The sequence below is a fragment of the Sphingomonas sp. CARO-RG-8B-R24-01 genome (assembly GCF_022662295.1).
Lineage (GTDB): Bacteria > Pseudomonadota > Alphaproteobacteria > Sphingomonadales > Sphingomonadaceae > Sphingomonas.
The window spans coordinates 404,840-426,092 of the sequence record NZ_JAKNQI010000002.1; the positions used below are offsets into that span (position 1 = coordinate 404,840).

The 21,253-nt window shown below is 66.2% G+C and carries 16 protein-coding genes; 5 read left to right on the plus strand and 11 right to left on the minus strand.

What is annotated here, in order from left to right; all coding sequences use genetic code 11:
• The first annotated feature begins 142 nt into the window (after positions 1-142).
• From L8G49_RS06710 to L8G49_RS06725, 4 genes are all read left to right on the plus strand, one after another.
• Entirely contained in the window at positions 143-3,175 is a 3,033-nt protein-coding gene (locus L8G49_RS06710; RefSeq protein WP_242183426.1) for a TonB-dependent receptor, read from the plus strand.
• Between the two features lie 92 nt (positions 3,176-3,267).
• Entirely contained in the window at positions 3,268-4,314 is a 1,047-nt protein-coding gene (locus L8G49_RS06715) for a glycoside hydrolase family 43 protein (protein WP_242183427.1), read from the plus strand.
• A 64-nt stretch (positions 4,315-4,378) separates the two neighbouring features.
• Positions 4,379-6,745 (plus strand): GH92 family glycosyl hydrolase, encoded by a 2,367-nt coding sequence (locus L8G49_RS06720; protein WP_242183428.1) that lies wholly within the window; start codon positions 4,379-4,381, stop codon positions 6,743-6,745.
• Between the two features lie 25 nt (positions 6,746-6,770).
• Positions 6,771-8,195 carry a glycoside hydrolase family 125 protein gene (locus L8G49_RS06725; RefSeq protein WP_242183430.1) on the plus strand — a complete coding sequence of 475 codons (1,425 nt, stop codon included), beginning with the start codon at positions 6,771-6,773 and terminating at the stop codon, positions 8,193-8,195.
• Positions 8,196-8,212: 17 nt separating this feature from the next.
• Here L8G49_RS06725 and L8G49_RS06730 read toward each other — a convergent pair whose 3' ends face one another.
• Entirely contained in the window at positions 8,213-9,436 is a 1,224-nt protein-coding gene (locus L8G49_RS06730) for an ROK family transcriptional regulator (RefSeq protein ID WP_242183432.1), read from the minus strand.
• A 367-nt stretch (positions 9,437-9,803) separates the two neighbouring features.
• On the opposite strand from L8G49_RS06730, the gene L8G49_RS06735 reads away from it, so the two are divergent.
• On the plus strand, positions 9,804-10,721 hold the full coding sequence (locus L8G49_RS06735; protein ID WP_242139522.1) for an ROK family protein: 918 nt from the start codon (positions 9,804-9,806) through the stop codon (positions 10,719-10,721).
• Between the two features lie 31 nt (positions 10,722-10,752).
• On the opposite strand, the gene L8G49_RS06740 is transcribed toward L8G49_RS06735, so the two are convergent.
• From L8G49_RS06740 to fucP, 10 genes are all read right to left on the minus strand, one after another.
• On the minus strand, positions 10,753-11,541 hold the full coding sequence (locus L8G49_RS06740; protein WP_242183434.1) for an IclR family transcriptional regulator: 789 nt from the start codon (positions 11,539-11,541) through the stop codon (positions 10,753-10,755).
• A 98-nt stretch (positions 11,542-11,639) separates the two neighbouring features.
• On the minus strand, positions 11,640-13,973 hold the full coding sequence (locus tag L8G49_RS06745; protein WP_242139524.1) for a TIM-barrel domain-containing protein: 2,334 nt from the start codon (positions 13,971-13,973) through the stop codon (positions 11,640-11,642).
• Positions 13,970-15,142, minus strand: a complete 1,173-nt coding sequence (gene lldD / locus L8G49_RS06750; protein ID WP_242183436.1) for an FMN-dependent L-lactate dehydrogenase LldD — start codon at positions 15,140-15,142, stop codon at positions 13,970-13,972. Before lldD ends, L8G49_RS06745 begins: the two co-directional genes overlap by 4 nt.
• A 130-nt stretch (positions 15,143-15,272) precedes the next feature.
• Positions 15,273-15,623, minus strand: a complete 351-nt coding sequence (locus tag L8G49_RS06755; protein ID WP_242183438.1) for an L-rhamnose mutarotase — start codon at positions 15,621-15,623, stop codon at positions 15,273-15,275.
• Positions 15,623-16,465, minus strand: a complete 843-nt coding sequence (locus tag L8G49_RS06760; protein ID WP_242183440.1) for a fumarylacetoacetate hydrolase family protein — start codon at positions 16,463-16,465, stop codon at positions 15,623-15,625. Before L8G49_RS06760 ends, L8G49_RS06755 begins: the two co-directional genes overlap by 1 nt.
• A 156-nt stretch (positions 16,466-16,621) precedes the next feature.
• Positions 16,622-17,350 (minus strand): SDR family oxidoreductase, encoded by a 729-nt coding sequence (locus L8G49_RS06765; RefSeq protein ID WP_242183442.1) that lies wholly within the window; start codon positions 17,348-17,350, stop codon positions 16,622-16,624.
• Complete coding sequence (locus L8G49_RS06770; RefSeq protein WP_242139529.1) at positions 17,347-18,549, minus strand: UxaA family hydrolase; 1,203 nt, start codon at positions 18,547-18,549, stop codon at positions 17,347-17,349. Before L8G49_RS06770 ends, L8G49_RS06765 begins: the two co-directional genes overlap by 4 nt.
• Positions 18,546-18,845, minus strand: coding sequence for a UxaA family hydrolase (locus tag L8G49_RS06775; RefSeq protein WP_242183443.1), 300 nt, complete (start codon positions 18,843-18,845; stop codon positions 18,546-18,548). Before L8G49_RS06775 ends, L8G49_RS06770 begins: the two co-directional genes overlap by 4 nt.
• The gene (locus L8G49_RS06780; RefSeq protein ID WP_242183445.1) at positions 18,842-19,819 is read right to left on the minus strand and encodes an aldo/keto reductase; all 978 of its coding nucleotides are present in this window, start codon (positions 19,817-19,819) and stop codon (positions 18,842-18,844) included. The genes L8G49_RS06775 and L8G49_RS06780 overlap by 4 nt, the downstream gene beginning before the upstream one ends.
• Positions 19,816-21,042, minus strand: a complete 1,227-nt coding sequence (gene fucP, locus L8G49_RS06785) for an L-fucose:H+ symporter permease (RefSeq protein WP_242183447.1) — start codon at positions 21,040-21,042, stop codon at positions 19,816-19,818. Before fucP ends, L8G49_RS06780 begins: the two co-directional genes overlap by 4 nt.
• Positions 21,043-21,253: the final 211 nt, after the last annotated feature.

A 21,253-nucleotide genomic window follows, 5' to 3' on the forward strand; every position in this document is an offset into this window, starting at 1 on the left:
CTTTACCCGTCGGCGGGGACCGCAAATGTTTTAATTGACAAATTGCTTTTATATTTCGATCTTGAGCGCCGCCGGGGATCGCCGCGGCCAACGAAAAAATAATCTGACGGGGCGCCGGTTCGGCAAGGGAGAGGATTTGGGGATGACCTATATTTCGACGGAGTCGGGCACGCAGGGACGTTTGCTGCGGCGGTTGCTGACGTCGGTGAGTGCGGTGGTCGTGTTTGGCGGGGTAGCGCAGGCGCAGACGGCAACGCCGCCGCCGGTGACGAACGCGCAACAGCCGACCGCCCCCGCCGACCAGGGCCCGGCCCCGGCGGACCAGGGGCAGACGAACACCGGCCCGGTCCGGATCACGGCCGATGACATCGTGGTGACCGGCTATCGTCGCTCGATCGAAACCAGCCTGGCGCGCAAGCGTGCGGCAAACGCCTTCATCGACGTCATCACGGCGGAAGACGTCGGCAAGTTTCCCGACAAGAACGTCGCGGACTCGCTCCAGCGCGTCCCGGGTGTGATCATCGATCGCGATGGCGGCGAAGGAAGCCGGGTCAGCATCCGCGGTCTGCAATCGGACCTGACCCTGACCGAGCTCAACGGCAACTTCATCGCAGGGGCGGATACCGGCGACCCGTCGCGGTCGTTCAACTATCTGCTGCTGCCCTCGAACATGATCGGCAGCATCGACGTCTACAAGTCGCCCGAGGCACGGCTCGACGAAGGCGGCGTCGGCGGCACGATCATCCTGCACACGCGACGGCCGCTGGATCTCAAGCCCTGGTCCGGGTTCGTTTCGGCCGAAGGCACGATTTCGGACGTGACCAACAAGGTCGAGCCGCAGATTTCGGGGCAGCTGTCGTGGCACAACGCCTCCGGCACGCTTGGCCTGCTGGTCGGCGGGACCTATCAGAAGCGGACCAATCGCGAGATGGATGGCTCGACCGAGAGCTGGCAGTGGTGGACCGATGGCGGTCGCGACGGCATCAAGGCGACCGACGTGCGGGGGCGTCCGATCGCCAACGATGCGGCGGTGAGCTATTGGTCGCAAGGGCGGGGCGAAACGACCCAGTCCGGCACGCATTACAACGGCTATTGGGCACCGCAGTCGGTCGACGAATCGATCGTCGTCTCCGAACGCGAGCGGATCGGCGCGCAAGCGACGCTGGAGTGGAAGCCGACCGACAATCTGCGGCTCACCGCCAACTATTTCCGGTTCCAGCTGAACAGCAAGACCCAGTCCAACGTGTTGAAGATCCCCGAATGGGGCTATGACAATTTCTTCACCGCGGCGAAATTCGACAAGAGCGGGACGATCCTGCAGTCGGCGACGTTCCAGGTGCCGAACGCGGGTACGGGATGCCTGCGGCAGACGCCGATCTGCACCATGGAGACGCCGCAGCTGTCCGGCGTCTACGCCCGGGAAAAGGACATCTCGAACACGTTCGACCTGCATGGCGACTGGTCGCACGACCGGCTGTCGGTGTCGTTCATCGTCGGCAAGACCCGTTCCACCGGCGGCCCGTCTGAGCAGTTTTCTGTCGCGGCCAAGCCGCGCCTGACCGGTACGGTCACGCAGAACGGCAATTTCCTCAGCATGTACGACTATAGCGGCGGCGGGCTGAACATGACCTTCTCGCCGGAACTGCAGCAGAACCTGACGAACGGGGTCGCGCAGATCGACACCGGGTCGACCGGGTCGGGCTTCACCAACAGCTCGGTCGAGCAGCGCTACGCGCAGGTCGACGTCACGCGCAAGTTCGACGGGCTGCTCCAGTCGATCCAGGTCGGAGGCAAATGGCGCGACGGCAAGATCACGCGCGAGACCGGCGAGCTCGACTGGTATGCCGATCCGGCGACGCAGCTGCGCTTCCAGGACACGCCGGCGGGCGCAGTCGCGCAGCCGTCGTTCTTCTACAGTTCGCCGATCAGCAATATTCCGGGGGGCTTCACCGCAAGCTCCTATCCCGGGATCAACCTGACCAACTACCTCAGCTATCTGAACAAGACCTACGGTCAGGCGGTCAACGTGCCGCAGCCGCAGAACCTCTACAAGATCGACGAGAAGATCTGGGCGGGCTATATCGAGGCGAACTTCAAGGCGGGGCCGGTCCGCGGCAACATCGGGCTGCGCGTCGCCAATACCAAGCAGTCGGGCACCTCGACCGACACCGTCTATCGCGAGATCGATTATTGCCAGGACGGCCCCGGCGGTCCGTTCAGCCCGCCGCCGCTGGGCGCGGACGGCAATTGCCAGGTCCTGCCGCAGAGCCAGCGCGAGGTGCGCGAGTTCAGCCCGAACAACGAATCGAAGAGCTACACCGACATCCTGCCGAGCCTCAACGTTTCGTGGGACGTGACGAGCAACGTCCTGCTGCGCGGCGCGGTATCGAAGGTGGTGGCGCGGCCGGCCTATAACGATCTGGCGGCGGCGCGATCGCTGACGTTCCATTCGGCCGCCTATACCTATGACCGCAACCAGTTCGGCGAGACTGCCGGCTGGTTCGGCAATGGCGGCAATTTCAATCTCAAGCCCTTCTCCGCCTGGGCGTATGACCTCGGTGCGGAGTGGTATTTCCACCGGGGTTCGGTCGTCGGCGCGGCGTTGTTCCGCAAGGACGTGAAGAACTTCGTCGTCCCGCTGGTGCTAGACCTGGCGCAGACGGTGCAGGGCCAGCAGGTTCTGGTGCAGCAATATTCGACCCAGGCGAATGGCGCGAGCGCGGTGTCGGAGGGCGTCGAGCTTTACGCGCAGCACACGCTCGATTTCGGGCTCGGCGCGCAGGTGAACTTTACCTACAACCATACGTCGACCGCGGACGTGTCGCTCAACGGCACCAAGATCGGCACGTCGCCGCTGGTCGGCAGCGCCAAGACGCAGTGGAATGCATCGCTGTTCTACGAAAAGCACGGCGTGCTGCTGCGCGCCTCGTACAACCGCAAGGGCGAGCAGGTCGGCGGGATCGTCTCCGGCCTCAACGTCTATTCGGATCCGTACGAGCAGGTCGATCTCAACGGGCAGTATAATCTCACCGATCATATCTCGCTGACCGCTTCGGTGATCAACTTGACCAAGTCCGAACAGCGCGCGCATCTCGGGAACGATACGACCGCGCGCTATTATTCGAGCCAATATACCGGGCGCCGCTTCTATACCGGCGTGCAGTGGACTTTCTGAGACGGCGTACCCCTCCCCGAGTACGTCGCGCGGCACCGTCTTCCCCAGGCGGTGCCGCGCCCTTTTCCGATCCGGGCAAGGATGATGTGCCGATGAGCAGGTTTGGACTGGCCGCGCTGGCCGCGCTGCTGCTGGCGGCTCCGGTCGCGGCGCACAATCCGATCGTTCCGGGCTGGTATGCCGACCCCGAAATCCGGGTGTTCGGCGACACCTACTGGATCTACCCGACCTATTCCGACGACGCGGCAAAACCGGACGTTTCGCCGCATTTTACGCCCGACCAGGCCAAGCTGCGACGGCGGCATACGGTGCGGCCGTCTTATCTCCAGCAGACTTTTTTCAACGCCTTTTCCTCGCCCGATCTGGTCCATTGGACCCGGCACAGCCATGTGCTCGACGTCGCCAACGTGGCCTGGGCCGGCTATGCCGTGTGGGCGCCCTCGGCGATCGAGCACAAGGGCCGCTATTACCTGTTCTTCGGCGCGAACGACATTCAGAGCGACGCCGAACACGGCGGGATCGGCGTAGCGGTCGCGGACAAACCCGGCGGCCCGTTCAAGGACGCGATCGGCAAGCCGTTGATCGGGGCGTTCCACAATCAGGCGCAGCCGATCGACCCGTTCGTCTATCGTGACGACGATGGTCAGACGTATCTCTATTACGGCGGCTGGCGACATTGCAACGTCGTCCGCCTGAGCGACGACCTGCGCAGCGTCCGGCCGTTCCCGGACGGCACGACCTATAAGGAGATCACCCCGCCGGGCTATGTCGAGGGATCGTTCGTCATCAAGCGCCGCGGGGTCTATTATCTGATGTGGTCCGAAGGGGAATGGACCGGGTCGGACTATAGCGTCGCCTATGCCATGGGGCCCAGCCCGACCGGACCGTTCAGGCCGATGGGCAAGATTCTCGCCGAGGACGCGCGGATCGCGCGTGGGGCGGGGCATCATTCGGTCGTCAACGTGCCGGGCACCGACGAATGGTACATCGTCTATCACCGCCGTCCGCTCGGCGACGCCAAAGGCGAACATCGCCAGATCGCGATCGATCGGATGAGCTTTGCTACCGACGGCACGATCGAGCCGGTCGTGCTGACCAACACAGGCGCGCCACCGCGTCCGATCGGCCGGCGGCAATGACCGGCCCGTCCGCACCGGCCACCTTGGCCGTTCAGCCCTATACGCATTCTCCGGGAGACCTGACGTGAAGATCCGTTTCGCCGCATCCGCCGGCCGCAGCCTCGCGTTGCTCGCCGTCACCAGTCTCGGCCTGCCCGCCCCGCTGCTTGTTTCGCCAGCGATGGCGCAGCAAGGCGGGGAGACGGCGGAATCGCTGGCGGATCTGGTCAACCCGCTGATGGGGACCGATTCCACCTACGAACTGTCCTACGGCAACACCTATCCCGCGGTCGCGGTGCCGTGGGGGATGAACTTCTGGACCCCGGTGACCGGCAAGCCCGGCAGCGGCTGGGGCTATATGTACCATGATCTCAAGATCAACGGGCTCAAGCAGACGCATCAGCCGAGCCCGTGGATGAACGACTATGCCGCCTTCTCGCTGTTCGCGGAAACCGGCCCGCTCAAGATCAAGGAAGACGAGCGCGCGAGCTGGTACAGCCACAAGGCGGAGACGAGCCACCCGTACAATTACAAGGTCTATCTCGCCGATTATAACGTCACCGCCGAGGTGACGCCGACCAACCGCGCCGCGCAATTCCGCTTCACCTTCCCCAAGAGCGACGACGCGCACATCCTGCTCGACGGGCTGGCGGGCGGGTCGATGGTGAAGATCGACGCGGCCAACCGGCGGATCACTGGCTATGTCCGCAACAACCACGGCGGCGTGCCCGACAATTTCCACAATTACTTCGTCGCGCAGTTCGACCACGACTTCAGCGTCAGCCGGACCTGGGACGACAATTGGCAGATCGGCGCGGACACTACCCGCGAAGGCGGCCATGTCGGCGCGGTCGTCAGCTTCAGGACGCGCGACGGGGAACAGGTCGGCGTAAAGGTCGCCTCGTCCTTCATCAGCGCGGAGCAGGCACAGCGCAATCTCGACAGCGAGATCGGCCGTGACAGCTACGCCGCGACCGAGGCCAAGGCGAAGGCCGCGTGGGAGAAGGAGCTCGGGATCATCCGGGTCAGCGATCCCGATCTCGACAACAAGCGCACCTTCTATTCGGCGATGTACCGGATGCTGCTGTTCCCGCGGCAGTTCCACGAGATCGATGCGCGCGGGACGATGGTCCATTACAGCCCGTATGACGGCAAGGTCCACGACGGGCCGATGTATACCGACAACGGCTTCTGGGACACGTGGCGCGCGGTCTTCCCCTATTTCGCGCTCGTCCGGCCCGAGCTCGACGGCCAGATCATGCAGGGGCTGGCGAACGCCTATAAGGAAGGCGGCTGGCTCCCCGAATGGATGAGCCCGGGCCAGCGCGACGTGATGATCGGGTCGAACTCGGCGAACATCATCGCGGACGCCTATCTGGAAGGCGTGCGCGGGTTCGACATCGAGACGCTGTACGAGGCGTTGGTCAAGAATGCGACCACCTCGGAAGGGCGACCGAAGGACAAGAAGGGCAATGTCGTCACCGCAGTCGGGCGCGAGGGCGTCGAATGGTACAACAAGCTCGGCTATGTGCCCTATGACGTCGGCATCAACGAAAGCGCCGCGCGCACGCTTGAATACGCCACCGCCGACTTCTCGCTCTCGCGCCTCGCCGCCGCGCTCGGCAAGACCGAGGATGCCCAGAAATACGCCGCGCGGGCGCAGAATTACCGCAAGCTCTACGACGCGCAATCCGGCTGGATGCGCGGGCGCAACAAGGACGGCAGCTGGATGCAGCCGTTTAACCCGTTCGCCTGGGGGGATGCTTTCACCGAGGGCAATGCGCTGCATTACAGCTTTTCGGCGATGCAGGACGTGCAGGGGCTGATCGACCTGCAGGGCGGCGATCGCGCATTCACCGACAAGCTCGATTCGATCTTCACGCTGCCGCCGGTGTTCGACGACAGCTATTACGGATCGGTGATTCATGAGACGCGCGAAATGCAGATCGTCAACATGGGCCAATATGCGCACGGCAATCAGCCGATCCAGCACATGACCTATCTCTACGACTGGGCGGGCCAGCCGTGGAAGACGCAAGGCCATGTCCGCGACGTGATGGCCAAGCTCTATTCGGCGACGCCTGACGGCTATCCGGGGGATGAGGACAATGGCCAGACTTCGGCCTGGTACGTCTTTTCCGCGATGGGCTTTTATCCGGTGACCCCGACGGTCGGCCAATATGCGATCGGCAGTCCACTGTTTCGATCGGTCCGCCTGACCATGCCGGGCGGCAAGGTGCTGACGATCGAGGCCCCCAGCAACGGGCCGAAAAACGTCTACATCCAGTCCGTGACGCTGAACGGCAAGCCGCATGACAAGCCGTGGCTGTCGCGCGCTGCCTTGCAGGCGGGCGGGACGCTGCGTTTCGTGATGGGGCCGACCCCCAACACGCACTGGGGCACCGCCAAGGCGAACGCGCCTTTCTCGATGAGCGCACCGGTGGCGCGCTGAGCTGAAAACGGAACGGGAGAGTGGCATGAATCGTCGGGACATCATCGCGGGCGCGGGCGCGCTCGCGGTTGCAGCGGCGGTCCCCGCTCGCGCGGCGACGGCCGCCTTCGGATCGAAGCGGCCGCCGGTCAGCGCTCGCCGCTTTACGAGCAAGGCGGTCGAGGCGGAGATTCGCACGGTGAAGGCGCGGATTGCCGACCCCGAGCTCGCCTGGATGTTCGAGAATTGCTACCCGAACACGCTCGACACGACGGTCAAGCTGTCGACGATCGACGGCAAACCCGACGCCTTCGTCATCACCGGCGATATCGACGCCTTGTGGTTGCGCGACAGTTCGGCGCAGATGCAGACATACGTCCATCTCGCGCCGCGCGATGCCGACCTGCGCCGCGTGTTCCACGGGCTGATACAGCGACAGGCACGCTGCATCCTGATCGATTCCTACGCCAATGCCTTCATGGAGGATCCGACCGCGAAATCGACGCTCGGCGCGGTGTCCGACAAGACCGAGATGAAGCCAGGCGTCGCGGAGCGGAAATGGGAGATCGACTCGCTCTGCTATCCGATGCGGTTGGCGCATTCCTACTGGACCGCCACGCGCGACCCGGCGCCGTTCGACGCGCTGTGGGCGCAGGGCATGGCGCGCGCGGTCGCAACCTTCCGCGAACAACAACGCAAGGAAGGGCCGGGGCCTTATCACTTCCAGCGCGTCGATCCTTCGCCGACCGAGACGCTGATGCTCGGCGGTTATGGTGCGCCGACGCGCAAGGTCGGGCTGATCCATTCGATGTTCCGGCCGTCCGACGATGCGACGGTGCTGCCGTTCTTGATCCCGTCCAACCTGTTCGCGGTCTCCGCGCTGCGGATGCTGGCGCAGGTGCAGCAGGAAGCGCGCGGCGACACCGCGGCGGCGCGGGACTGTCTCGCGCTTGCCGCCGAGGTCGAGGCGGCGCTCGTCGCGCATGGCCGGATGCCCGACGGGCAGGGCGGCACGGTCTGGGCCTATGAGGCGGACGGCTTCGGCAACGCGCTGTTCATGGACGACGCGAACGTGCCGAGCCTGTGCGGGCTGGCGTTGCTCGGTGCCGCGGATCGCGCGGACCCGCTGTTCCGCCGGACGGCGGCGTTGGCGTGGAGCCCGCGCAACCCGTTCTTCTTCGAGGGCAGCGCCGCGCAGGGGATCGGCGGGCCGCATGTCGGGCTCGACATGATCTGGCCGATGTCGATCATGGTCCACGCGCGCAACAGCGACGACGATGCGGTGGTTCGCCAATGCCTGCGCTGGCTGAAGACGACGCATGCGGGCACCGGCTTCATGCACGAGAGCTTCCACAAGGACGATCCCGCCAAGTTCACGCGGCCGTGGTTCGCCTGGGCCAACGGCCTGTTTGGCGAGCTGATCCTCGACACGCTGCGGCGCAAGCCCGCATTGCTCGCCGAACGCCTCTAGGACGCGATGATAGCCGCTTACAGCACCTGCACGACGTCCGGCTGGCCCTGCGCCTTCCACAGGGCGCCAGGCTTTGGCAGCAGGAAATGGCTGAACGGCAGGATCGCCGCGCCGACTGCGGGCGCATCCGCGGACAGAGCTGCGCGCCGCACCGGTGCGACCGAGGGGAGCAATGGCGCGCGCGCGCGCATCAGCGCATCGGTGCGCTCCGCCAGGGCGTCGAGCTGCGCGGTCGGCAGTCTGCCGCCCAGCAGAATCACGCCCGGATTGATCAGGCAGTTGATCGCCTCGATCGGCACCGTCAGCTGATGTGCGGCGCGTTCGATCCATTCGGAAACACAGGCCTGCACCTCGGGATCGGTCGTGCCATCCATCACTTCGGCCAGGTGGAACCCCTGTTCTTCAAGGCTGCGCGCGAGGCCGGAGAGCGAAACGTAGCGCTGGATCTGCTCGTCCGGGGTTGCGTCATGCTGGGGCGACCGCATGAAGCCGAGCTCACCGCTACGCCCGTCCGCACCGCGGATGTAGGTTCCGTCGATCACCAGGCCGCCACCCAGTCCGGACGACAGCAGGATGTAGAAGAAGGTGTTGTTGCGCTGCCCCTGGCCGAGCTGCATCTCGCCCATGGCCGCCGCGGCGGCGTCGTTTTCGAGAAAGACCGGAAGCGCGAAAGGTTCGTCGAACAGGGACGCGACGTCGACATCAGCCCAGGCGGCGTAGCTCGGCGGGCGGCCGGGCAGGTCGACCAGCCCGAGGTCGTCGGGCACGGCAACACCCAGCCCGACGACCTTGGCGACATCGACATTCGCCTTGCGGAGCATGGTGCGGATCGAACGACGATACAGCGCGCGGACTTGGTCTGGCAGCGCGAAGTCGAGATCCTCGGTCACGCGGGCGAGCGTTTCTCCCGAGAAGTCGACCAGCACGATCGTGACATGATCGCGATCGATGTTGACGCCGATCGAATAGCAGGCGTCGCGCCGGACCACGAGCTTGGTCGGCGGCTGCCCGCGCGCGCCGCGCCGCTGCCCCGCTTCCTCGATCAGCCCGTCCTGCAGCAGGCGCTTGGTGATGTTCGCGATCGCGGGACCGGTCAGCCCAGTGATCCGGGCCAATTCGACGCGCGTCAACGGACTCATCACGCGGATCGCATGAAGCGTCACACGCTGGTTATGGTCTGCGGCGCGTTCCAGATTGGTGCCCGACAGGCGCGGCTGATCCCGCGGGGTCTGGCGTGTCATACCCATCCGCTGCGCGGTACGGCGCGAACCATCGCGGTCATGATCGATCCCATCTCTACCCTGCCTGTTGCGCGCACCCGCGATCCCCGTTCCGGCAATGCGAACCGCGGCGCCTCGGCAAACTGCACTAGCACGACCGTAACGACCAGCCCAAACGGCGCGGCGGACGGATGGCAGACGGCATGGCCCGACGCGCCACGTCTCGGCCGGTCCTCAGCTTTCTGGATGATTGAATTATTTAAGTTGGTTTATTAATGATGGGCGGCGTCGCGGTCGACCGTAAGGTGTGTGGTGCGCGCGGACAGCGTTTGGGAGAGAATATGCAGCTTGTGCTTAGCGTCCGGGTCCTGGCACGGACGACCAAGGCATGACGGCTGACGGAAACGTCGCGCCGCTGCGCGCCGGTGTGGAACTTGGTGGGACCAAATGCGTGTGCACGCTCGCGCGGAGCACTGGCGAGATCATTGACCAGGCCACCGTACCGACCCGCGATCCCGGCGAGACGCTGCCGGCGATCATCGCGATTCTGCGGGCGTGGCAGAATACGCACGGGTTCACCGCGCTCGGAATCGCGTCGTTCGGCCCGCTGGAGCTGAATGTCGCGTCGCTCCATCATGGCGAGATCGGCGCGACCACCAAGCCGGGCTGGACCGGTACCAACGTCCTTCGCATCCTGTCGGCCCCGTTCGATGTCCCGGTCGGGTTCGATACGGACGTCAACGGTGCGGCGCTCGCCGAGATGGCGTGGGGGTGTGCGCAGGGCATGACCGACTTTGCCTATGTCACCGTCGGCACCGGCGTCGGGGTCGGGCTGGTGGTGCACGGTCTTCCCACGCGCGGCATCGGGCATAGCGAACTGGGGCACATTCGCGTGCCACGGCTGGCCGGCGACACGTTTCCCAGCTTCTGCCCTTTCCACGACGATTGCGTGGAAGGGCTGGCTTCGGGATCCGCCCTCGCGCTGCGGCTCGGCGAGCGATCCGCGCGCGATGTCGCGGCGGGGGACCCCGTCTGGGCGCAGGTGGTCCATGTGCTCGCCGTCCTGTGTCATACCCTCGTCTGCGCGACCGGTCCGCACCGCATCGCGATCGGCGGGGGCGTGGTGACCGGCCAGGCGCATTTGCTCGAGCGGATCGAAGCAAGTCTCGTCGCCAGTCTCAACGGCTATATGCGGCTGCCCGCGGACGCGCCCTATATCGTCGCGCCGGCGCTGGGAGACCGGGCGGGGCCGCTCGGTTCGATCGCGGTCGCCAATTTCGCCGATACGGGCGCGCGCCGGTCCTGAGCCGGCGGTGCGGCCGCACCGCCGGCCATGGTCATAGCCGCTCGTCGCTCTGGATGAGCTGGTCGGCGATCTGCCGGGCGGCAGCCTGCGCCATTGCGGCGACCTGCTGCGCGGTATGGAGTGGCTGGCGACGCTCGAGGTAGGGAACCGTCAGCGCCGCGGCGGCCGCATTGCTCCGCAGGATCGGGACCGAAGTGTCGATCACGCCTGCGATCAGCGGGCTCGGCATCTGTTCGAGACCGGCGGCGCGGATCGCATCGGCGTGGGCGCGAAAGGCATGGAGATCCTTTGTCGACAGCGGCGGGTCGAACAACCCTTCCCACCGCGTGCGGACGGCATCGCTCTGGAAAGCGTAGAGGACGGTGCCGGATGCGGTCCACGGCAGGGGCCGGCGATACCCGACGCGGACCGAGAAGCCGAGATGCTCGCCGGATTCGACCCTGGCGACGACCACGATTTCGCCCCGGCTGTGCAGCGCGAGATGGCAGGACTCGCTGCTCTCCTGCACCAGTCGCCGCATCACGGGCAGGGCGAGCTCGACCAGATTGCGGGTGCGGGGCTGGCGCATGCCGAGCGAGAAGAGCCGGTCGGTCAGGCGGAACCCTTCCGATGCCGAATCCTGCTCGATGTATCCGCGGAACTGCAGCACCTGAACCATCCGGTGCAATTCGCCGCGCGACCGATCGAGTTGGTCGGCGATCGTCGTGAACGACATCGGATCGCGCGCATTGGCAAGCAATTCGAGGATGTCGAGCCCCTTCTCGAGCGCGGGTGCCTTGTACCGGCGGCCGTCCTGCTCTTCGTGCTCGTCCTGCTCCATGATCGCCCCCGCTTCGGTCTTATGTACCGTCGACCTTAGCCGGGGCGCGTGGCAGCGGACAAGGTCCGCCCCCACGCGCGCTGGCGGGGGCAAACCCGTCAGCGGCCCATGATCTTGACCAGGCCTGCCGGATCCTGCCCGGTCGGCAATTTGCCCGATGCGCTCAGCCGCTTTGTCGTATCGTCCCAGCGCAGCGTCGCACTGCTGCCGGTCTTGCGATTGCTCACGCCATCGTCGTCGTACAGCGTGAAGCTGGTCGATCGCCCCGGATAGACGCGGATACTGTCCAGTTGCTGCCGCGTGGCCGTGCTGGGGACCTGAACACCCATCGGGATGATCGATCCGGCGCGGACGAACAGCGGAATGCGGTCGATCGGCGCTGGCGCAGTGATCGTCTGGCCGCCGCTGTGGCGCTCGTTGGTCCAGTAGTCATACCAGTCCGCGCCGGCCGGCAGATAGACCGGGCGGCTGGTCGCGCCCTGTTCGGTGACGGGGGCGACGAGGAACGCCGGTCCGAACATATATTCGTCCCCCATGTCGGCGACCTTGGGATCGTTCGGAAAGTCCATGAACAACCCGCGCATGAACGGCGCGCCACTCTGCTGGGTCTGATGACCGAGCGCGTAGAGGTAGGGCATCAAGGCGTAACGAAGCCTCAGATACTGCGCGAGCACCGGTTCGGCGGCCTTGCCATATTGCCAGATTGCGGTGCCCGGACGCTGCCCGTGGATCCGCAGAGTCGGGGTGAAGCTGTTATACTCGAACCAGCGGACGAACAGTTCGGGATAGTCCGGATAGTTTGCCCCCATGGCGGTCGCGCCGGCGGGGTCGAGCAGGACCGGGTGTTCCGCGGTCGGGCCGGCCGGATATTGCCAGCCCCCGGTGTCGCTGCTCCAATATGCCATGCCGGACGCGGTGAAGTTCAGCCCGGTCGGGACTTGGCGGCGCAAGGCCTCCCACGTCGACTGGACGTCCGACGACCAGAAAAGGCAGCCGTTGCGCTGGGCACCAAGATAGGCCGCCCGACACAGAATGAGGTTGCGCAGGTCGGGCCGGTCCTTGGCCGACCCATCCGCAACGCTCGCCGTATGCACCAGCGGGAAGACGTTGTGATAGCGATCGCCGGACCCGATCGAGAACTGATGGCCGTCCGGCACCAGATCCGGCTCGGTCTCGTCGAGCCAGAACCAGTCGAAGCCCTGCGAGGCGATATTGTCGCGGATCTTGCCCCAGAACCACTTGCCCGCATCCGGATTGGTGCTGTCGAGCAATGCTCCGGCCCGGTCATACCGCACCGGCAGGCCGTCGACCACGCTGCCGTCGGCATCGTGCAGCAACCATCCCTTGGCGGAGAGCATGTCGTAATAGCGCGACTCCTTCTCGAAGCGCGGCCACACGCTGATGATGCTGCGCATGCCCATTGCCTTGAGCCGGGCATTCATGCCCGCAGGATCCGGGAAATAGGTGCGGTCGATGTCGAGCTGGCCCATCCGGCTCCAGTAGAACCAGTCGAGCACCATCGCGTCGAGCGGATAGCCGCGGCTGCGATAGCCGTCGGCAATGCCGAGCAGTTCGGCCTGCGTCTCATAGCGCGCCTTGCTCTGAATCAGCCCGAATGCGGCCTTGGGGGGCAGCGGGGTCGGCCCGGTCAGCCTGGCGTAGCCCGCGTAGAGCGCGTCGGTCGTGTCCCCTGTGATGACGAAGAAGGAGACGCGCTCGCCGACCTGCGACTGCCAGTGGGTGCTGTTGTGGAGCCCCGGGGAAACCGTCGTCGTCGAAGGGTTGTCCCAGACGATGCCATACCCCTTGTTGGTGACCATGAACGGTACGCACACCGTCTCCCCCGCAGGCGCGTCATAATTGTGGCGGCAGTCGATCGTCCGGCCGCGCAGGTCGAGCTTGCCTTCCTGATTCTGTCCGAGCCCGTAATAATGCTCGTCGAGCGGTGCGGCGAAGCTGGCGCCGACCTTGAAGGTCTTTTCCCCGGCAACCGTGTGCGGGGCCATTTCCCAGCCGCTCATCTGCGTGATGACATGGCCGTCCGTTCCCCGGACGGTGATCGCGACGGGGGGCAGGGACGGCGCGAAATAGCGTTCCATCTGCGAGGGGGCCTTGGGCCATGGCTGTGCGGCGACGGTCAGCGTCATCCCGGACGACGCGAAGACGTCGCCCGCGGGATCGGTGCGATGCGTCCAGCCGGTTGCGTCCGCCCTGGCGTTCGGGCCGGGGCCGGGGGGCGCATCGGCCAGCCCGCGATCGACCGCGATCGTCACGCGCACGATATTGGGCGCATACGGTTCGATCGCGACGAGGCTGCCATTGCGGTCGAGCGTGGCGATCGGGTCGGCCTGCGCGGTGACAGGCAACAGCGCAATCGCGGCGGCGCCGGTCCAGCGCGCGAGCATCCGTTTGGGAACCGATACGGTGATCATAGGGAATCCTGTCGTTGGAAGGCGGTGGAAACGAGCATCGATCGATCGATTTCGGCAATTCGGGTGCGGCCGCACAGCGCCATGGCGACGCGCATCTCGGCTTCGATCAGCCGCAGGACGTGCGCGACCCCGGCCTCGCCATTGGCGGCAAGCGCATAGGCCCAGGCGCGCCCGAGCAACACGCCCTTCGCGCCGAGGGCCATCAGCTTGACGACGTCGAGACCCGAGCGGACCCCGCCGTCAGCGAGCACCGTCAGCGCATCGCCCACCGCATCGACGATCGCGGGCAGCGCGTCGGCGGTGGCGGGGACGCCGTCGAGTTGCCGCCCCCCGTGGTTGGAGACGACGATCCCGTCCGCGCCGGTCCGCGCTGCTTCGCGCGCGTCGGCGGGGTCGAGGATACCCTTGATGATCAGCGGCCCCTGCCAATGCGACCGGATGAAGTCGAGGTCGCGCCAGGTGACACTGGAATCGAAATTGGTGCGCATCCATCCGAGGAAATCCTCGAGCCCGGTCTTGTCCCCCAGCGCCGGGGCGACGTTGCCCAGATGGTGCGGCCGCCCGCGCACGCCGACGTCGATCGCCCACTCGGGATGGGTCATGGCCTGGCCGAACCGGCGCAGCGTCCCGCCCAAGCCAGACGCGCCGGCCAGACCCGAACGGTAATCGCGGTAGCGTGCGCCTGGGACCGGCATGTCGACCGTGAAGACCAGCGCCGAACATCCGAGCTGCCGCGCTTCGTCGAGCAAGGCGCGGACGAGCCCGCGATCGCGGATCATGTAGAGCTGGAACCAGAATGGGGCGGTTGCCGCGGCGGCGACTTCGGCCAACGGGCACACGCTGACGGTCGACAGACAGAAGGGGATGCTCGCCGCATTGGCCGCGCGAATCGCCTGCACTTCGCCCCGCCGCGCGTTCATGCCCGCAAGCCCGATCGGCGCCAGCATCACCGGCAGCGATTGCGCCGCGCCGAACAGCGTCGTCGTCAGGTCGATCGCGGACACGTCGGTCAGGACGCGCTGCCGCAGGGCGAGCTGTTCGAGCACGGCCACGTTCCGGCGCAGCGTGACCTCGGCATAGGAGCCGCCGTCGAGATATTCGAACAGGAACGGGGGCAGGCGGCGGCGCGCCTGCGCTCGATAATCCAGCACTGCGGCCGCCTTTGTCATTTCACTCCCCCCGGATCGGCGCGCGTTGCATCACCGTCCGCGTCGCCATCCGTTTTCACGTATGGTCAATTATTTTACTGGCGCAAGCCACTCGACCGTTGCGCTGAGCGTCGCGGGCTCCGAGCGCCGGTCAGGCGCCTTCCTGTTCGTGGAGCGCAAAGATCTGGCCGGCTTCGGTCCATTTCGTTCCCGGCACGGCCGCGGGAATCGCCTGCTGGAAACGATCCATCAGCGTTTCCCACGCCTGAACGTCCGGATCCGCCGCGTCGCCGGCCGCCTTGGCGGCGGGATCGTACGCCGCGCCCGTCTCCATCAGCATCACCAGCCGGTTGCCTGCACGGAAGATCCGCATGTCCTCGATCCCGGCGCGTCGGATGCTGGCGGTGACCGCGGCGGGGACTGCCCCCGCCGCGTGCCACCGCTCATATTCCGCGATCCCGGCTGGATCGTCCTTCAGGTCGAGCAGCAGGACATGAAGCATCAGTCGGCCTCCACAGCCTGCCGCTGCTCGCCGAGCTTGTCGATGCCGAGCCGCATGACGTCGCCTGCCCTGAGAAAGACCGGCGGCTTCTGCCCCATGCCGACACCGGGGGGCGTGCCGGTGGTGATCACGTCGCCGGGATGCAGCGTCATGAACTGGCTGAGGTAGCTGACGAGGAACGCGGGCTTGTAGACCATCGTCGCGGTGGTGCCGTCCTGATAGCGGTGGCCGTTGACCTCGAGCCACATGCCGAGGTCGGTCGGGTCGCCGACCTCGTCGGGCGTGACGAGCCACGGGCCGATCGGGCCGAACGTGTCGCAGCCCTTGCCCTTGTCCCAGGTCCCGTGGCGATCGAGCTGATACTCGCGCTCGGACACGTCGTTGATGAGGCAATAGCCGGCGATGTGGGCAGGCGCGTCGGCCTCGGACACATATTTGGCAGCCGTGCCGATGACCATGCCCAGTTCGACTTCCCAGTCGGTCCTGGTCGATCCGCGCGGGATGCGCACGGTGTCGTTCGGCCCGACGATCGCGCTGGTCGCCTTGGTGAACAGCACGGGTTCCGGCGGGACGGTCATCCCGCTCTCGGCGGCGTGATCCGAATAATTGAGCCCGATGCACAGGAACTTGCCGACCTGCCCGACGCATGCGCCGATACGCGGCGTGCCCTCGACCGGGGGGAGGGTTTCGGGGTCGAGGCGGGCCAGTTCGGCGAGGACGTCCGGGGACAGCGTTGCGCCGATCACGTCGGGAATTTCACCCGACAGGTCGCGCAGCGTGCCGTTCGCATCGATCAGGCCGGGGCGTTCTTCGTGGAGCGGGCCGTAGCGGACTAACTTCATGGGGAAACTCCTGGGGGGTGATTCACATTCCGTCATTTTCGCGGAGGCGGGAATCCATAGTGGCTGGCCTGCGTACGTCTTTCCCTCGGTAGCCAGTATGGATCCCCGGTTTCGCGGGGATGACGATAGGGGGGAGAGGGCGCCGAAACGAAAGCCTTAGTTGATCCAGCCGCCGTCGACGATGTGCGCCTGGCCCGTCGTGAACGCGGATTCGTCGCTGGCGAGGTACAGCGCGAGCGCGGCGATCTCCTCCGGGCGGCCGAGCCGACCCATTGGCTGTCGCGCGGTGAAATCCCTGCGCGCCTGGTCATAATCCCCGGTATCGCGCAGCCGTTGCTGGAGCGAGGGGGAATCGACCGTGCCGGGGCAGATCGCATTGCAGCGCACCCCGCGCGCGACGAAATCCGCCGCGACCGACTTGGTCAACCCGATCACCGCAGCCTTGGTCGCGCCATAAGCGAAGCGGTTGGGGATGCCCTTGATCGAACTCGCGATCGACGCGACGTTGACGATGCTCCCCGTGCCGCGATCCAGCATCAGCGGCAGGTAGGCGCGGATCGTGCGGTACATGGCGGTCACGTTGAGGTCGTTGGCGAACGCCCAGCTGTCCTCGCCGCAGTCGAGGATCGTCCCGTTGTGAACGACGCCAGCGCTGTTCATCAGCACGTCGACCGGCCCGGTGCGCCCGGGCAGCGCGGCGACCGTGGCGGCATCGCGCACGTCGAGCGCGAAGGTCTCGCATGCAAGACCCTCCAGCTTCGACGCGTCGATATCGGTCGCAATGACCCTCGCGCCCTCGGCGATGAACAGTTCGGCGCTGGCGCGACCGATGCCTTGCCCGGCGGCGGTGATGAAGACGGTCTTGCCGCTTAGCCGCGCGCTCATGCCGCCTGCCTCCGCGGCAGGCAGGCGGGGCCGACGGGATCGAAACTCTTGTAGGTCAAGATGAACTCCTGATGCCCGAGCGCCTCGGACACGCTGCGTTCGCCCGCCGCGATGGCAAGCGTTCGTTCGTAGATTTCGGTGCCGACCTGCTCGATCGTCGCGGCGCCTTCGAGGATCCGGCCGGCGTTGACGTCCATGTCGTCTGCCAGGCGGCGCGCGGTCTCGGGGTTGGCGCAGATCTTGATGACCGGGGAGATCGCCGATCCGACCACCGACCCGCGCCCGGTCGTGAACAGGTTGATGTGCGCGCCGCAAGCGATCAGCTCGACGATTTCGGCATTGTCCGAAATGTTGGGAAAGCCGAAGCGTGGCTCGCCGTCTGGCACGACGTCGAGCATGTAGAGGCCGGGCGAAGGCGGGATGTCGCCGGGCTTGACGATCCCCGAGATCGGCGAGCTGCCCGACTTGGAATAGGCGCCCATCGACTTTTCCTCCTGCGTCGTCAGGCCGCCCTCGGCGTTACCGGGAGCGAAGCTGCCAAAGCCGAGGATGGTATAATAGCGTTCCGCCTTCTCGACGCTCGCCATCAGCGCCGCGCCGAGCTCGGGGGTGATCGCGCGGTCGGCCATGATCGCCTCGCACCCGACCAGCTCGCCGGTCTCCTCGAAGATGCAGGTCGCGCCCTCCGCAACGAAGCGATCGAACGCGCGGCCGACTGCTGGGTTGGCGGTGATCCCGCTGGTCCCGTCGGAGCCGCCGCAGATCGTCCCGATGACGAGCTCGCTGGGAGCCATCGGGATGCGCGGGCCCGCGTCCGCGATCGCCTGGACGCGCGCGACGGCGGCGAGCCCCGCGGCGATCGTCGAGGCGGTGCCGCCGTTCTGCTGGATCACCAGCGTCTCGACCGGACGCCCGCTCGCCGCGACGGTCGCTGCCAGTCCCTCGCGATTGAAGCTCTCGCAGCCGAGCGAGACGATCACGAGGCCGCCGACATTGGGATGCGTCGCGATCGCCTTCATCACCTTGTCCGCATAGCTGTTGGGATAGCAACCGGGGAAGCCGATCAGATGCACGTCGGCATGATCGATCTTGTCGACGATGCGGCGGGCGACGTGATGCGCGCACTCGACCAGATACGCGACCGCGACGACGTTGCGGATGCCCTTGCGGCCGTCGCTGCGGGACCAGGCGGAAATCATGATTCGGTGCTCCGTTCGAGCGTGTCGCGCAGGTGCGACGCGATGTAATCGCTCTTCATATTGTGCAGGTGGACGTGATCGCCCCGTGCGGCGGGGGCGGTCATCGATCCGATCGGCGCGCCATATTTGATCACCGTTTCGCCGAGGCTGAGCGTCAGGCGCGCGATCTTGTGGCCAACCTGGACCGGAACCGGGATCACGACGGCATCGCCATCGATCGAAACGATGTCGCCGGCGGCAATCGCGGCGGTAACCACCAGGATGTTGTCGCTCGGGTGCAGAAGAATAGCGGTCATGCGGCAAAGGCGTCCGAAGAGAGGGCGTCGGCGGTCAGTCTGTCCCACAATGCGTCGGGGATCGGCCACCGGGCATAGCGGAGGGTTGCCTCGACCTGATCACGCCCGACCAGGCCGGGGATGACGCTGCCGACGACGGCATGGCGCAACGGGAATTGCAGGGCCGCCGCCGCGAGCGGGACGTCGAACGCACGACACGCCTGTTCCAGCGCCGCGACCCGCGCCACGACCAGCGCCGGCGGGGGGGCGTAGTTGAAATGGCGCGCCTGCGCGCTGCCTTCCACGAGGATTCCGCTGTTGTACGGTCCGCCGATCACCAGCCGCGTTCCGGCGCGTTCGCACCGTTCGATCAGCGCGACGGCGCCGTCCTGTTCGAGCAACGTGTAGCGGCCGGCCAGCAGGATCAGGTCGAGGTCGGCGAAGTCGAGCAACTGGTGACAGACCGCCACTTCGTTGACGCCGATCCCGATCGCACCGATGTCGCCAGCGTCGCGCAACTCGCGCAATGCCGGGTAGCCGCCGTCCAGGAACGCAGCCAGGTGGCGCGCGGCATCGTCCCCGTGCGTTTCCTCGCCCAGGTCGTGCGCGAACAGCACGTCGATCCGGTCACGCCGGAGGCGCATGCGACTTGCGCTGTAACTGCGCAGCACCGCATCGCGCGTATAGTCGAAAACCGGCTCGAGCGGGGGGGCGTCGACGAAGCCGTGCCGCTCGTGATCGGTGCTGCCGGTCGGTTCCAGCAAGCGCCCGACCTTGGTCGATACCAGCGCGCGCGCGTCCGGGTCATGCGCCGCCAGCGCCGCGCCGAGACGGCTTTCGGCGAGACCGAACCCATAATGAGGCGCAACGTCGAAATAGCCGATCCCGGCGTCGAGCGCCGCCGCGACGGTGTCGGTTGCCACCGCATCGTCGACGCGCCGATACAGGTTGCCGATCCCGGCGCAGCCCATGCCGATCGGGGGTAGGTCGATCATGCGGGCCTCCGCAGATGAAACAGGCCGAACGCCAGCACGACGACGAAGCATCCCGCAGGAACGATCATGGCGCGCACGATCGATCCGCTTGCATCGGACACAAGGCCCATCACGGCGGGGAACACCGCGCCGCCGACGATCGCCATGACCAGCAACGCCGACCCAGCCTTGGTCCGCGCGCCCAGGCCATCGACCGCCTCGGCGAAGATCGTGGGGTACAGGATCGACATGAAGAAGCTGCTCGCGACCAGCGCGAGGACGCCGGGCATGCCACCGACGATACTTGCGATCAGGCATAGCAGCGCGGCCATCGTCGCGAACATCGACAGCAGCGGCAGTGGCCGGATCCGACCCATCAGCGCGGCGCCGGCGAAGCGACCGATCATGAAGACGATCAGCGAGGCGGTCAGATACCCCGCCGCCTGCGTCGCCGGCGTTCCCGGCAGCGCGGTTTCGACATAGCGGATCAGGAAACTCCACACGCCCACCTGCGCCCCGACGTAGAAGAACTGCGCCAGCACGCCGATCAGGAAGCGCGGCGATCGTAACAGCCAGGCGAAATCGGACGCTGCGCCGACCCCGTCCTCGACGTCGGGCCGGGTCGCGATGTCGGGGAAGGGCGCCAGACGGACGAACAGCGCCCATACCAGGACGCCGATCCCGATGCAGAGATACGGGATCTGGACCGCCGCCGCTGCGCTGGCGCGATCGAGTGTCGCATTGTCCGACAGGATGAAGGCGCGACCGATCAGGACTCCGGTGATCGACCCGAGCGGGTTGAACGCCTGCGCGAAGTTCAGCCGACGGGATGCGGTCTCGGCACTGCCGAGCCGCGCGATCAGCGGATTGGCGGATGTTTCCAGAAAGGCGAGACCACTCGCGATGATGAACAGCGCGGCAAGGAACGCGGGGTAGCTCAACGCGCTCGCGGCGGGCCAGAACAGCAGCGCGCCGAGGCCATAAAGGCCAAGCCCGAGCAACACCGCCGCCCGATAGCCGAACGACCGCATGAACAGCGCGGCTGGGATCGCAAGGCAGAAATAGCCGAGGTAGAAGGCGGACTGGACCAGTCCCGCGCCGAAATCCCCCAGGCTGAACAGGCCCTTGAAATGCGAGATCAGCACGTCGTTGAGATTGTTCGCGACGCCCCAGAGAAAGAACAGCGCGACGATCAGCACGATCGGGAGCTTGAGCGACGCACGTGCGGGAATGGGGCGACTCATGCGCGCTCTTGCCCGGACGCAGTCCCGGGAGCGCGTGCCGATCGCGTGGCTGATGCCGCTGGAAACGGGAGATAGCTCGATCGCATGGGCATTTCGGAATCCCCTCCAGGCTCCAACCGATCCGGATGCGGACCACGATGGTGTCCCGCGACCCGACCGGCCTCTTTCGTCCAACCATAAAGCGGCAATTTATATATGAACAGTCATTTTT